The organism is Pseudomonas sp. TH21, assembly GCF_016651025.1.
Classification (GTDB): Bacteria; Pseudomonadota; Gammaproteobacteria; order Pseudomonadales; family Pseudomonadaceae; genus Aquipseudomonas; species Aquipseudomonas aylmerensis.
The window spans coordinates 5,971,640-5,985,064 of the sequence record NZ_JAEKEQ010000001.1; the positions used below are offsets into that span (position 1 = coordinate 5,971,640).

General features: G+C 55.8%; 10 protein-coding genes and 2 tRNA genes. All 12 read right to left on the reverse strand.

Features of this window, described 5'->3' with window-relative positions:
* Positions 1-17: 17 nt before the first annotated feature.
* Positions 18-488 (reverse strand): 30S ribosomal protein S7, encoded by a 471-nt coding sequence (gene rpsG / locus JFU04_RS26525; protein WP_002555493.1) that lies wholly within the window; start codon positions 486-488, stop codon positions 18-20.
* Positions 489-606: 118 nt separating this feature from the next.
* Entirely contained in the window at positions 607-978 is a 372-nt protein-coding gene (rpsL, locus tag JFU04_RS26530) for a 30S ribosomal protein S12 (protein WP_002555494.1), read from the reverse strand.
* A 217-nt stretch (positions 979-1,195) separates the two neighbouring features.
* Positions 1,196-5,395, reverse strand: coding sequence for a DNA-directed RNA polymerase subunit beta' (rpoC, locus tag JFU04_RS26535; protein WP_065909923.1), 4,200 nt, complete (start codon positions 5,393-5,395; stop codon positions 1,196-1,198).
* Between the two features lie 64 nt (positions 5,396-5,459).
* Entirely contained in the window at positions 5,460-9,533 is a 4,074-nt protein-coding gene (gene rpoB, locus JFU04_RS26540) for a DNA-directed RNA polymerase subunit beta (protein ID WP_025857208.1), read from the reverse strand.
* Positions 9,534-9,752: 219 nt separating this feature from the next.
* The gene (rplL, locus tag JFU04_RS26545) at positions 9,753-10,118 is read right to left on the reverse strand and encodes a 50S ribosomal protein L7/L12 (RefSeq protein ID WP_016969476.1); all 366 of its coding nucleotides are present in this window, start codon (positions 10,116-10,118) and stop codon (positions 9,753-9,755) included.
* 78 nt (positions 10,119-10,196) lie between these two features.
* The gene (gene rplJ / locus JFU04_RS26550; protein WP_016969477.1) at positions 10,197-10,697 is read right to left on the reverse strand and encodes a 50S ribosomal protein L10; all 501 of its coding nucleotides are present in this window, start codon (positions 10,695-10,697) and stop codon (positions 10,197-10,199) included.
* A 199-nt stretch (positions 10,698-10,896) separates the two neighbouring features.
* Positions 10,897-11,592: a 50S ribosomal protein L1 gene (gene rplA / locus JFU04_RS26555; protein ID WP_003176434.1), complete on the reverse strand. Its 696-nt coding sequence runs from the start codon at positions 11,590-11,592 to the stop codon at positions 10,897-10,899.
* Positions 11,592-12,023 (reverse strand): 50S ribosomal protein L11, encoded by a 432-nt coding sequence (gene rplK, locus JFU04_RS26560; RefSeq protein ID WP_003176435.1) that lies wholly within the window; start codon positions 12,021-12,023, stop codon positions 11,592-11,594. The genes rplA and rplK overlap by 1 nt, the downstream gene beginning before the upstream one ends.
* Before the next feature lie 117 nt (positions 12,024-12,140).
* Positions 12,141-12,674, reverse strand: a complete 534-nt coding sequence (nusG, locus tag JFU04_RS26565; protein ID WP_003176436.1) for a transcription termination/antitermination protein NusG — start codon at positions 12,672-12,674, stop codon at positions 12,141-12,143.
* Positions 12,675-12,683: 9 nt separating this feature from the next.
* Positions 12,684-13,052, reverse strand: a complete 369-nt coding sequence (gene secE / locus JFU04_RS26570) for a preprotein translocase subunit SecE (protein ID WP_003194658.1) — start codon at positions 13,050-13,052, stop codon at positions 12,684-12,686.
* A 45-nt stretch (positions 13,053-13,097) separates the two neighbouring features.
* Positions 13,098-13,173, reverse strand: a tRNA-Trp gene (locus JFU04_RS26575).
* Positions 13,174-13,334: 161 nt separating this feature from the next.
* Positions 13,335-13,410, reverse strand: a tRNA-Thr gene (locus tag JFU04_RS26580).
* Between the last annotated feature and the right edge of the window lie 15 nt (positions 13,411-13,425).

Here is a 13,425-nt window from a genome sequence, read left to right on the forward strand (position 1 = left end):
AATTAGTGAAGCTAAGATTAGAAGCGGTAGTGCGAGAAAGCTTTGTTAGCTTCAGCCATACGGTGCACGTCTTCACGCTTCTTAACAGCAGCACCTTTACCTTCAGCAGCGTCCAACAGTTCGCCAGCCAAACGCAGAGCCATAGACTTCTCGCCGCGCTTACGGGCGAAGTCTACCAACCAGCGCATTGCCAGAGCGTTACGACGGGACGGACGAACTTCAACCGGAACCTGGTAAGTAGCACCGCCTACGCGGCGCGACTTCACTTCGACCAGCGGAGCGATGGCGTCGAGAGCTTTCTCGAAGATTTCCAGGGGGTCGCTGTTCTTGCGTTCTTTAACCTTTTCCAGCGCGCCATAAACGATACGCTCGGCAACGGCTTTCTTGCCGCTTTCCATCACGTGGTTCATGAACTTGGCCAGAATTTGGCTTCCGTATTTTGGATCGTCAAGCACTTCGCGCTTGGCTGCTACGCGTCTTCTTGGCATGGATAAGCCCTCAAACGGTCTTCAGGTTCGCTCGGAATCGGTGCCCTTTCGGGACGCCTCCGACCTTACTCTTATCGACTCAGAAAATAAGATGATTCAGTTTTACAAAAAGCCGCTACTACTTAGGCTTCTTGGTACCGTACTTCGAACGACCCTGGTTACGACCTTTAACGCCGGAAGTATCCAAGGAGCCGCGTACGGTGTGGTAACGAACACCTGGCAAGTCTTTTACACGACCGCCGCGGATCAGTACCACGCTGTGCTCTTGCAGGTTGTGGCCTTCACCACCGATGTACGAGGAAACCTCGAAACCGTTGGTCAGACGCACACGGCATACTTTACGCAGTGCCGAGTTAGGTTTTTTCGGCGTAGTGGTATACACGCGAGTGCATACGCCACGACGTTGCGGGCAGTTCTGCAGCGCAGGTACGTCGGATTTCTCGACGATACGCTTACGCGGCTGACGTACCAGCTGGTTGATAGTTGCCATCTACTAGCTCCACTGTTGTCTTGCGACGCTATTGTCTTGCAAGAAAAGCAAAATGGCAGGAACGAATTCCCGCCAAATTTAGGGGTACAAGAGTCTAAAGAGGATCTTGTCCCCAGTCAAGGCAAGGCCCCGACCTCCCCTCTCATCGAACCGCGACAAAATTGCCTCGATCCGACGAATGGGGGCTGCCAGGGCCCAGACTTATTTATCGCAGAACTCAGTTACCGCTAGAGTTCAGCGCTTCGGTCAGTGCAGCTTCCACTTCACTGGCGCTTACGCGCAGCGGCTTGTCAGCATCACGGCGGCGCTTGCGCTCGCTGTGGTAAGCCAAACCGGTACCTGCCGGGATCAGACGACCCACGACCACGTTTTCTTTCAGGCCGCGCAGGTAATCGCGCTTGCCGGTTACCGCTGCTTCGGTCAGTACGCGAGTGGTCTCCTGGAAGGAGGCCGCCGAGATGAACGACTCAGTGGACAACGACGCCTTGGTGATACCCAGCAGCACGCGAGTGAACTTGGAAACGAATTTCTCTTCGTTCGTCAGGCGCTCGTTTTCCACCAGCACGTGAGTCAATTCCATCTGGTCGCCCTTGATGAAACTGGAATCGCCAGACTCAGCGATTTCAACTTTACGCAGCATCTGACGCAGGATGGTCTCGATGTGCTTATCGTTGATCTTCACGCCTTGCAGGCGGTAAACGTCCTGGATCTCGTTAACGATGTACTTGGCCAGCGCACTCACACCCAGCAGACGCAGGATGTCGTGTGGATCGCTTGGACCGTCGGAGATAACTTCGCCGCGGTTTACCTGTTCGCCTTCGAACACGTTCAGGTGACGCCACTTCGGAATCAGCTCTTCATACGGATCGCTACCGTCGTTCGGGGTAATGACCAGACGGCGCTTGCCCTTGGTCTCTTTACCGAACGCGATGGTACCGCTGACTTCAGCCAGAATCGACGCTTCTTTCGGACGACGAGCTTCGAACAAGTCGGCAACACGCGGCAGACCACCGGTGATGTCACGGGTCTTCGAAGTTTCTTGCGGGATACGCGCGATAACATCACCGATCGCGATCTTCGCACCATCCGCTACACCGACCAGGGCGTTGGCTGGCAGGAAGTACTGAGCGATTACGTCAGTGCCTGGCAGCAACAAGTCCTTGCCGTTGTCATCGACCATCTTCACGGCAGGACGGATGTCTTTACCGGCAGCTGGACGATCTTTCGCGTCGAGTACTTCAATGTTGGTCATACCGGTCAATTCGTCAGTCTGACGCTTGATCGTGATGCCTTCTTCCATGCCCACGTAGGTCACGGTACCTTTCATTTCGGTAACGATTGGGTGAGTGTGCGGATCCCACTTGGCCACGATTGCGCCAGCGTCGACCTTGTCACCTTCTTTAACCGAGATCACAGCACCGTACGGCAGCTTGTAGCGCTCACGCTCACGACCGTAGTCATCAGCGATTGCCAGCTCACCGGAACGGGACACAGCAACCAGGTGGCCATCCACTCGCTCAACGTGCTTCAGGTTGTGCAGACGGACGGTACCGCCATTCTTCACCTGAACGCTGTCAGCTGCGGAGGTCCGGCTTGCCGCACCACCGATGTGGAACGTACGCATGGTCAGCTGGGTACCCGGCTCACCGATGGACTGGGCAGCGATAACGCCGACCGCTTCACCGATGTTCACCTGGTGACCACGAGCCAAGTCACGGCCGTAGCACTTGGCGCAAATGCCATAGCGGGTTTCGCAGCTGATCGGCGAGCGAACAATCACTTCGTCGATGCTGTTGAGTTCGATGAACTCGACCCACTTCTCGTCGACCAGAGTGCCGGCAGGAACGATAACTTCCTCGGTACCTGGCTTGAATACGTCACGGGCAATAACACGACCCAATACGCGTTCACCCAGCGGCTCTACAACGTCACCGCCTTCAATGTGCGGAGTCATCAGCAGGCCGTGCTCGGTGCCGCAATCGATCTCGGTTACAACCAGATCTTGTGCAACGTCTACCAGACGACGCGTCAGGTAACCGGAGTTAGCAGTTTTCAACGCGGTATCCGCCAGACCTTTACGAGCACCGTGAGTGGAGATGAAGTACTGAAGTACGCTCAAACCTTCACGGAAGTTCGCAGTAATCGGCGTTTCGATGATGGAACCGTCCGGCTTGGCCATCAGGCCACGCATACCGGCGAGCTGACGGATCTGCGCAGCAGAACCCCGCGCGCCCGAGTCGGCCATCATGTACATCGAGTTGAAGGATTCCTGGTCAACTTCGACGCCGTGGCGGTCGATGACTTTCTCTTTCGAGAGGTTGGCCATCATCGCCTTGGATACTTCGTCGTTCGCCTTGGACCAAAGGTCGATCACCTTGTTGTACTTCTCGCCCTGGGTTACCAGGCCGGAAGCGTACTGGCTTTCGATCTCTTTCACTTCGTCGGTGGCTGCACCGATGATGCGGGCTTTTTCATCCGGGATAACGAAGTCGTTAACGCCGATGGAAACGCCGGAAATGGTCGAATAAGCAAAACCGGTGTACATCAACTGGTCAGCGAAGATCACGGTCTCTTTCAAACCAACCACGCGGTAGCACTGGTTGATCAGCTTGGAGATCGCCTTTTTCTTCATCGGCAGGTTGACGACATCGTACGACAGACCTTTTGGCACAACTTGATACAACAGCGCACGGCCGACAGTGGTGTCGACGATACGGGTGTTGGTCACGCTGCCGCCGTCACGGTCGTTGACGGTTTCGTTGATCCGCACCTTGACCTTGGCGTGCAGTGCGGCTTCGCCGGCACGGAACACACGGTCAACTTCCTGCAGGTCAGCGAACACACGACCTTCGCCCTTGGCGTTGATCGCTTCACGGGTCATGTAGTACAGACCCAGTACAACGTCCTGCGACGGAACGATGATTGGCTCACCGTTGGCTGGCGACAGAATGTTGTTGGTCGACATCATCAACGCGCGCGCTTCCAACTGGGCTTCCAGTGTCAGCGGTACGTGCACGGCCATTTGGTCGCCGTCGAAGTCGGCGTTGTACGCAGCACAGACCAGCGGGTGCAGCTGAATAGCCTTACCTTCGATCAGTACCGGTTCAAACGCCTGGATACCCAGACGGTGAAGGGTCGGTGCACGGTTGAGGAGAACCGGGTGTTCACGGATCACTTCAGCGAGAACGTCCCAAACCTCTGGCAGTTCGCGCTCGACCATTTTCTTGGCGGCTTTGATGGTGGTCGCGAGACCGCGCATTTCCAGCTTGCCGAAAATGAACGGCTTGAACAGCTCGAGAGCCATCTTCTTCGGCAGACCGCACTGGTGCAGACGCAGGGTCGGGCCTACGGTAATTACCGAACGACCGGAGTAGTCAACACGCTTACCGAGCAAGTTCTGACGGAAACGACCTTGCTTACCCTTGATCATGTCGGCCAAGGATTTCAGAGGACGCTTGTTCGAACCAGTGATAGCGCGGCCACGACGACCGTTGTCGAGCAAGGCATCGACAGCTTCTTGCAACATACGCTTTTCGTTGCGCACGATGATGTCCGGAGCGGACAGGTCAAGCAGGCGCTTCAAGCGGTTGTTACGGTTGATCACGCGACGGTACAGGTCGTTGAGGTCGGAAGTCGCGAAACGACCACCATCCAACGGTACCAGCGGACGCAGATCTGGCGGCAGAACCGGCAGAACGGTCAGCACCATCCACTCTGGCAGGTTGCCGGAACCCTGGAAGGCTTCCATCAACTTCAGACGCTTGGACAGCTTCTTGATCTTGGTTTCGGAGTTGGTTTGCGGAATCTCTTCACGCAGACGGCCAATCTCGTGCTCCAGGTCGATAGCGTGCAGCAGTTCGCGGACAGCTTCGGCACCCATGCGGGCATCGAAATCGTCACCGAATTCTTCCAGCGCTTCGAAGTACTGCTCGTCGTTCAGCAGCTGACCTTTTTCAAGGGTGGTCATGCCTGGATCGATAACGACATAGCTCTCGAAGTAGAGAACGCGTTCGATATCACGCAGGGTCATGTCCATCAGCAAGCCGATACGGGACGGCAGCGATTTCAGGAACCAGATGTGGGCAACCGGCGAAGCCAGCTCGATGTGCGCCATGCGCTCACGACGAACCTTGGCCAGTGCAACTTCAACGCCGCACTTCTCGCAGATCACACCACGGTGCTTCAAGCGCTTGTACTTACCGCACAGGCACTCGTAATCCTTTACCGGGCCAAAGATCTTGGCGCAGAACAGGCCGTCACGCTCAGGTTTGAACGTACGGTAGTTGATGGTTTCCGGCTTTTTAACTTCACCGAACGACCACGAACGGATCATCTCAGGCGATGCCAATCCAATACGGATGGCGTCGAACTCTTCGACTTGACCCTGGTTTTTCAGCAAATTCAGTAGGTCTTTCAAGGCCTTTCCTCCTGGCGGAGCAGAGAGCGGGCTAAACGGCCCCGCTCTCGATTCGCGTCACGTGTTATTCGGTTTCCAGATCGATATCGATGCCGAGGGAACGAATTTCTTTGATCAACACGTTGAAGGACTCGGGCATGCCCGGCTCCATACGGTGATCGCCGTCCACGATGTTTTTGTACATCTTGGTCCGACCGTTCACATCGTCCGACTTCACTGTGAGCATTTCTTGCAGAGTGTAAGCAGCACCGTATGCTTCCAGTGCCCAGACCTCCATCTCCCCGAAACGCTGACCACCGAACTGAGCCTTACCACCCAGCGGCTGCTGGGTAACGAGGCTGTACGAACCGGTAGAACGAGCGTGCATCTTGTCGTCTACCAAGTGGTTCAGCTTCAGCATGTACATGTAGCCAACAGTAACCGGGCGCTCGAACTTGTTGCCGGTACGGCCGTCGAACAGCTGCATCTGGCCGCTTTCTGGCAGGTCTGCCAGTTTCAGCATGGCCTTGATTTCGCTTTCCTTGGCACCGTCGAACACCGGGGTAGCCATTGGAACGCCGCCGCGCAGGTTCTTCGCCAGATCCAGGATTTCCTGGTCGGAGAAGGTATCCAGCTCTTCGTTGCGACCGCCGATCTCGTTGTAGATCTCGTGCAGGAACTTACGCAGGTCTGCGACCTTGCGCTGCTCTTCGATCATACGGTTGATCTTCTCGCCCAGACCTTTGGCCGCGAGGCCCAGGTGGGTTTCAAGGATCTGACCAACGTTCATACGCGAAGGTACGCCCAACGGGTTGAGGACGACGTCGACCGGTGTGCCATTGGCATCGTGCGGCATGTCTTCAACCGGCATGATCACGGAGACCACACCTTTGTTACCGTGACGACCGGCCATCTTGTCGCCCGGTTGGATGCGACGACGGATTGCCAGGTAAACCTTGACGATTTTCAGCACGCCTGGAGCCAGGTCATCGCCTTGCTGCAGTTTGCGCTTCTTGTCTTCGAACTTGTCGTCCAGCAGACGGCGACGATCAACGATATAGGCCTGGGCCTTCTCGAGCTGCTCGTTCAGAGCATCTTCAGCCATGCGCAGTTTGAACCACTGGCCGTGCTCAAGACCGTCGAGAACTTCGTCGGTGATGTCCTGACCTTTCTTCAGACCTGCGCCGCCTTCAGCCTTGTGGCCTACCAGGGCGGAACGCAGACGTTCGAAGGTCGCGCCTTCAACGATACGGAACTCTTCGTTCAGATCCTTGCGGATCTCGTCGAGCTGGGTCTTCTCGATGGACAGTGCACGAGCATCACGCTCAACGCCGTCACGGGTGAAGACCTGTACGTCGATGACAGTACCCTTGGTACCGGTAGGTACGCGCAGGGAGGTGTCTTTAACGTCGCTGGCTTTTTCACCGAAGATCGCACGCAGCAGTTTTTCTTCTGGAGTCAGTTGGGTCTCGCCTTTCGGAGTGACCTTACCTACCAGGATGTCGCCTGCGCCAACTTCAGCACCTACATAAACGATACCGGCTTCGTCCAGCTTGTTCAGTGCAGCTTCACCCACGTTCGGGATGTCTGCAGTGATTTCCTCTGGCCCAAGCTTGGTGTCACGTGCCACACAGGTCAGTTCCTGAATGTGGATCGTGGTGAAACGGTCTTCTTGAACAACACGCTCGGACAGGCAGATGGAGTCTTCGAAGTTGAAGCCGTTCCATGCCATGAACGCGATGCGCATGTTCTGGCCCAGTGCCAGTTCACCCATGTCGGTGGACGGGCCGTCGGCCATGATGTCGCTACGCTGAACGCGATCACCCTTGCTCACCAGCGGACGCTGGTTGATGCAGGTGTTCTGGTTCGAGCGGGTGTATTTGGTCAGGTTGTAGATGTCGACACCGGCTTCGCCAGTTTCAACTTCGTCATCGGCAACACGGACCACGATACGGCTGGCATCAACGGAGTCGATCACGCCGCCACGACGAGCCACGACGCAAACGCCGGAGTCACGGGCTACGTTACGCTCCATGCCGGTACCTACCAGCGGCTTGTCAGCGCGCAGGGTCGGTACAGCTTGACGCTGCATGTTGGAACCCATCAACGCACGGTTGGCGTCGTCGTGCTCGAGGAACGGGATCAGCGACGCTGCAACCGAAACTACCTGCTTCGGCGAAACGTCCATCAAGGTGACGTCTTCCGGCGCCTTGACGGTGAACTCGTTCAAGTGACGAACCGCTACCAGCTCGTCGACCAGGACTTTCTTGTCGTTCATCGTGGCCGAGGCCTGGGCGATCACGTGATCCGCTTCTTCGATGGCGGACAGGAACACGATCTCGTCGGTGACCAGAGCGTCTTTCACCACACGGTACGGGCTCTCGAGGAAGCCGTACTGGTTGGTGCGCGCATACGCAGCCAGGGAGTTGATCAGACCGATGTTCGGACCTTCCGGCGTTTCGATCGGGCAAACACGACCGTAGTGCGTCGGGTGTACGTCACGAACTTCAAAGCCTGCACGCTCACGGGTCAGACCGCCTGGGCCCAGTGCCGAAACACGGCGCTTGTGGGTGATCTCGGAGAGCGGGTTGTTCTGGTCCATGAACTGCGAGAGCTGGCTGGAGCCGAAGAACTCTTTCACCGCCGCAGCCACTGGCTTGGCGTTGATCAGGTCTTGTGGCATCAGGCCTTCGCTTTCAGCCATCGACAGACGCTCTTTGACCGCACGCTCAACACGCACCAGGCCAACGCGGAACTGGTTCTCGGCCATTTCGCCTACGCAGCGAACACGACGGTTACCCAGGTGGTCGATGTCATCGACGATGCCTTTACCGTTACGGATGTCGACCAGAGTCTTCAGTACCGCGACGATGTCTTCCTTGCACAACACGCCCGAACCTTCGATCTCGGTACGACCGATACGACGGTTGAACTTCATCCGGCCGACCGCAGACAGGTCATAGCGCTCAGGGCTGAAGAACAGGTTGTTGAACAGGGTCTCGGCAGCGTCTTTGGTCGGTGGCTCGCCAGGACGCATCATGCGATAGATCTCGACCAGCGCTTCCAATTGGTTGCTGGTGGAGTCGATCTTCAGAGTGTCGGAGATGAACGGACCGCAGTCGATGTCGTTGGTGTACAGGGTCTCGATGCGAACGACCTGAGCCTTGGCGATTTTGGCCAGGATCTCGGTGTTCAGCTCGGTGTTGCACTCAGCCAGGATTTCGCCTGTAGCCGGGTGAACGATGACCTTGGCGGTAGTGCGACCCAGGACGTAGTCCAGAGGCACTTCCAGCTCTTTAATACCGGCTTTTTCGATCTGGTTGATGTGGCGCGCAGTGATACGACGGCCAGCTTCAACAATGACCTTGCCTTTTTCATCCTGGATGTCCAGGACGGCAATTTCACCACGCAGACGCGAAGCGATCAGCTCCAGCTTGAGGGTTTCATCCTTCAGGCTGAATACGTTGGTGGTGTAGAAGGCGTCCAGCACTTGCTCAGTGGTATAGCCGAGCGCGCGCAGCAGTACCGAGGCCGGCAGCTTGCGACGACGGTCGATACGCACGAACACGCAGTCTTTAGGGTCGAACTCGAAGTCCAACCAAGAACCACGGTACGGAATGATCCGCGCGGAGTACAGGAGCTTGCCGGAGCTGTGCGTCTTGCCGCGGTCGTGGTCAAAGAACACGCCCGGGGAACGGTGCAGCTGGGAAACGATAACACGCTCGGTACCGTTGATAACGAAGGTACCGTTCTCAGTCATCAATGGGATTTCGCCCATGTAGACTTCTTGCTCTTTGATGTCCTTGATCGCTTTGTTCGACGATTCTTTGTCGAAAATGATCAGGCGGACTTTTACCCGCAAAGGTACGGCGTACGTAACACCGCGCAACACGCATTCTTTGACATCAAATGCCGGTTCGCCCAGGCGATAACCGACGTACTCCAGCGCAGCATTGCCGGAGTAGCTGATGATCGGGAAAACGGATTTGAAGGCCGCATGCAGGCCCACGTCGCGGAACTGATCTTTGGTCGCTCCCGCCTGCAAGAATTCACGATACGAATCCAGCTGGATAGCCAGAAGGTACGGGACATCCATGACGTCCGGCAACTTGCTAAAGTCCTTGCGGATACGTTTTTTCTCAGTATATGAGTAAGCCATCAGCGTTCCCCAGCTTGGTCACCTGCTTGTTTGGCCCCTCCGACGGGAGCAGCCAGAAAATCTTGCAAACCCCATGGTTTGCACCACCGCATCGGGTGGCTACAGCGCGTTAATGGCGGCGACCGAGTCGACAGCCAAGAACGGAAAAAGGCCGGTGGCAAGAGCCACCAGCCATCAGCCTTCAGCTTAACGCTTGGGCTGGAGACGCAAGGTCGATGCTTACTTCAGCTCGACTTTAGCGCCTGCTTCTTCCAGTACTGCTTTGGCTTTGTCAGCTGCGTCTTTGGCAACAGCTTCCAGAACCAGGGCAGGAGCGCCGTCAACTACAGCCTTGGCTTCTTTCAGGCCCAGACCGGTCAGTTCACGTACTGCCTTGATCACGTTTACTTTCTTCTCGCCAGCTTCGGTCAGCATGACGTTGAATTCGGTTTGCTCTTCAACAACGGCAGCAGCAGCAGCTGGGCCAGCGGAAGCAGCGGCAGCGGAAACGCCGAATTTTTCTTCGAAAGCTTTGATCAGCTCAACAACCTGCAGAACCGACATTTCAGCTACGGCGTTGAGGATATCGTCTTGGGAGATAGACATTGCTGTATTTCCTGAATTGGGGGACGGCCTACGCGGCCATCGAAATAAACAAAAATACGCGAGAGAAGTCGCTCAGCCTTAGGCTGCGGCAGCTTCTTTTTGCTCGCGAACTGCAGCCAGAGTACGAGCCAGCTTGCTGGTAGCGCCTTGAATCACGCTCATCAGCTGCGAAATGGCTTCGTCGCGGGTCGGCAGTGTTGCCAGTACGTCGATTTGGTTAGCTGCGAGGAACTTGCCCTCGAACGCAGCTGCCTTGATCTCGAACTTATCCTGACTCTTGGCGAATTCTTTGAACAAACGGGCAGCAGCGCCTGGATGTTCTTTGGAGAACGCGATCAGAGTCGGGCCGGTGAACACGTCGTTGAGAACACTGTATTCAGTGTCAGCAACAGCGCGCTTGAGCAGGGTGTTACGTACAACACGTACGTATACGCCAGCTTCACGAGCCTCTTTACGGAGTCCGGTCATAGCGCCTACTGTCACACCACGGGCATCAGCCACGACAGCGGACAGAGCAGCTTTGGCAGCCTCGTTGACTTCAGCGACGATGGCCTTCTTGTCTTCGAGATTAATTGCCACGGGTTTAACTCCTGCTTGTTACCGTTTCATCTGGCCGAAGCCGGATGTCGTTTTGGTGTCTGATTCGGTAAGGAACCGGGAGCACCATCTGCGTAGGCTTGTGGTTTAAGACTTGCGCCGCCTACGGTCTTGGATAGCCCCCGCCAGGCAGGGACCCCAATTTTTTCAATTGGCGCAATCTCTCGCGCCAATCTGTGTCTTATACGTCCAGCGAGCCTTGGTCGATGACCAGACCTGGGCCCATAGTGGTGCTCAGGGTAACGCGCTTGACGTAGATACCTTTCGAGGAAGCTGGCTTGATACGCTTCAGATCAGCGATCAGGGCTTCAACGTTTTCCTTCAGCTTGACGGCGTCGAAGCCGACTTTGCCAACGGAGGTGTGAATGATGCCGTTTTTGTCGGTGCGATAACGAACCTGACCAGCCTTGGCGTTTTTAACCGCGGTAGCTACGTCTGGAGTCACGGTGCCGACTTTCGGGTTAGGCATCAGACCACGTGGACCGAGGATCTGACCCAACTGACCTACAACGCGCATTGCATCCGGGGAAGCAATAACTACGTCGTAGTTCAGGTCGCCGCCTTTCATTTCGGCAGCCAGGTCGTCCATGCCAACGCGGTCAGCGCCGGCGGCCAGAGCAGCTTCAGCTGCCGGGCCTTGGGTGAAGACAGCTACACGTACAGTCTTACCGGTACCGTGTGGCAGCACAGTTGCGCTACGAACGACCTGGTCGGATTTACGTGGGTCAACACCCAGGTTTACAGCAACGTCAACGGACTCGCTGAACTTGACAGTCGACAGCTCGGTCAGCAGGGCAGCAGCGTCTACAAAGTTGTAGGACTTGCCTGCTTCGATTTTGCCGGCGATAGCCTTTTGGCGCTTGGTCAGCTTAGCCATTACACACCCTCCACGTTAAGGCCCATGCTACGAGCAGAACCGGCGATGGTACGCACGGCTGCATCCATATCAGCTGCAGTCAGATCCGCGTTTTTGGTTTTCGCGATTTCTTCCAGCTGAGCACGAGTAACGGTGCCAACCTTAACGGTGTTAGGACGAGCGGAACCGCTAGTCAGACCAGCAGCTTTCTTCAGCAGAACCGAAGCCGGGGTCGACTTGGTTTCGAAAGTGAAGCTACGGTCGCTGTATACAGTGATGATCACTGGAGTCGGCAGACCTGGCTCAAGACCCTGAGTACGGGCGTTGAAGGCCTTGCAGAATTCCATGATGTTCACGCCGTGCTGACCCAGAGCTGGACCGACGGGTGGGCTAGGGTTGGCCTGAGCGGCCTTCACTTGCAGCTTGATGTAAGCGGTAATCTTCTTGGCCATGAGGCACTCCAATTACGGGTTCTAACGCCTCGAAAGGCTCCCCGGTTACTTGCGCGTTTATCCCAGTGACGACAAAACCCCACAGCCTAAGGCTGCGGGGTTGGGATGCTTGCCCAGCTAGACCTTCTCGACCTGGCTGAACTCCAACTCTACCGGAGTAGAGCGACCGAAAATGAGCACTGCCACTTGGATCCGGCTCTTTTCGTAGTTAACTTCTTCGACGGTACCGTTGAAATCAGCAAACGGACCATCTGTGACACGAACAACCTCACCCGGCTCGAACAAAGTCTTCGGCTTGGGCTTGTCGCTACCATCAGCAACACGACGCAGAATTGCTTCTGCCTCTTTGTCGGTGATCGGAGCAGGCTTATCAGCAGTACCGCCGATAAAACCCATGACACGAGGAGTGTCCTTGACCAAGTGCCAAGTACCTTCATTCATGTCCATCTGAACCAGCACGTAGCCAGGGAAGAACTTGCGTTCGCTTTTACGCTTCTGGCCATTCCGCATTTCAACCACTTCTTCAGTGGGAACCAGAATTTCGCCGAAGCCATCTTCCATGCCTGCGAGCTTTACGCGCTCTAGCAAAGAGCGCATAACATGCTTCTCGTAACCCGAGTAAGCATGCACAACGTACCAACGCTTAGCCACGGGACACCCTTAGCCAACAATCAAGGAAACAAGCCAGCCGAGCAGGGAATCAAGCCCCCACAACAGCAACGCCATAACCAGAACAACAGCCACAACGATCAACGTGGTCTGCGTGGTTTCTTGGCGAGTCGGCCAAACGACTTTACGGATTTCGGTGCGAGCTTCCTTTACCAAGACCGCGAACGACTTGCCTTTAGCAGTCTGCAGGCCTACAAAGGCAGCTACAGCGGCAAGGGCGAGCAAAGCGAGGACGCGGTACAGGATCGGCGAAGCAGAGTAGTACTGATTGCCAACAACGCCTACGACCACCAATGCGACTACGGCGAGCCACTTGACGAGATCGAAACGAGAGCTTTGAGCTTCAGCCTTAGGAGTCATCTATGAAGATCCTGTGAAAAGAAAGCCAGACACACCACGTGAATCTGGCAGGTCAGGAGGGAATCGAACCCCCAACCTACGGTTTTGGAGACCGTCGCTCTGCCAATTGAGCTACTGACCTAAAACAAAATCAGGCCGACCATTATGCAGGCCTGAAAAAGACTTTACAACAACCAACCCCTAGAGACTTGAAAACACCCAGCAACAAAGCCAAGCACAACACAATCAAGCCGAGGCAGCTGTTAAAACAAAGGCAGATATTTTCATATCTGCCTTGTTATATGGAGCTCTTGAGCGGATTTGAACCGCTGACCTCACCCTTACCAAGGGTGTGCTCTACCAACTGAGCTACAAGAGCAAAACACCGTGCACA

Bases quoted from the DNA above. Each gene is read 5' to 3' on its own strand.
- rpsG (WP_002555493.1), bottom strand. From the start codon at position 488: ATGCCAAGAAGACGCGTAGCAGCCAAGCGCGAAGTGCTTGACGATCCA.
- rpsL (WP_002555494.1), bottom strand. From the start codon at position 978: ATGGCAACTATCAACCAGCTGGTACGTCAGCCGCGTAAGCGTATCGTC.
- rpoB (WP_025857208.1), bottom strand. From the start codon at position 9,533: ATGGCTTACTCATATACTGAGAAAAAACGTATCCGCAAGGACTTTAGC.
- rplL (WP_016969476.1), bottom strand. From the start codon at position 10,118: ATGTCTATCTCCCAAGACGATATCCTCAACGCCGTAGCTGAAATGTCG.
- rplA (WP_003176434.1), bottom strand. From the start codon at position 11,592: ATGGCTAAGCTGACCAAGCGCCAAAAGGCTATCGCCGGCAAAATCGAA.
- rplK (WP_003176435.1), bottom strand. From the start codon at position 12,023: ATGGCCAAGAAGATTACCGCTTACATCAAGCTGCAAGTGAAGGCCGCT.
- secE (WP_003194658.1), bottom strand. From the start codon at position 13,052: ATGACTCCTAAGGCTGAAGCTCAAAGCTCTCGTTTCGATCTCGTCAAG.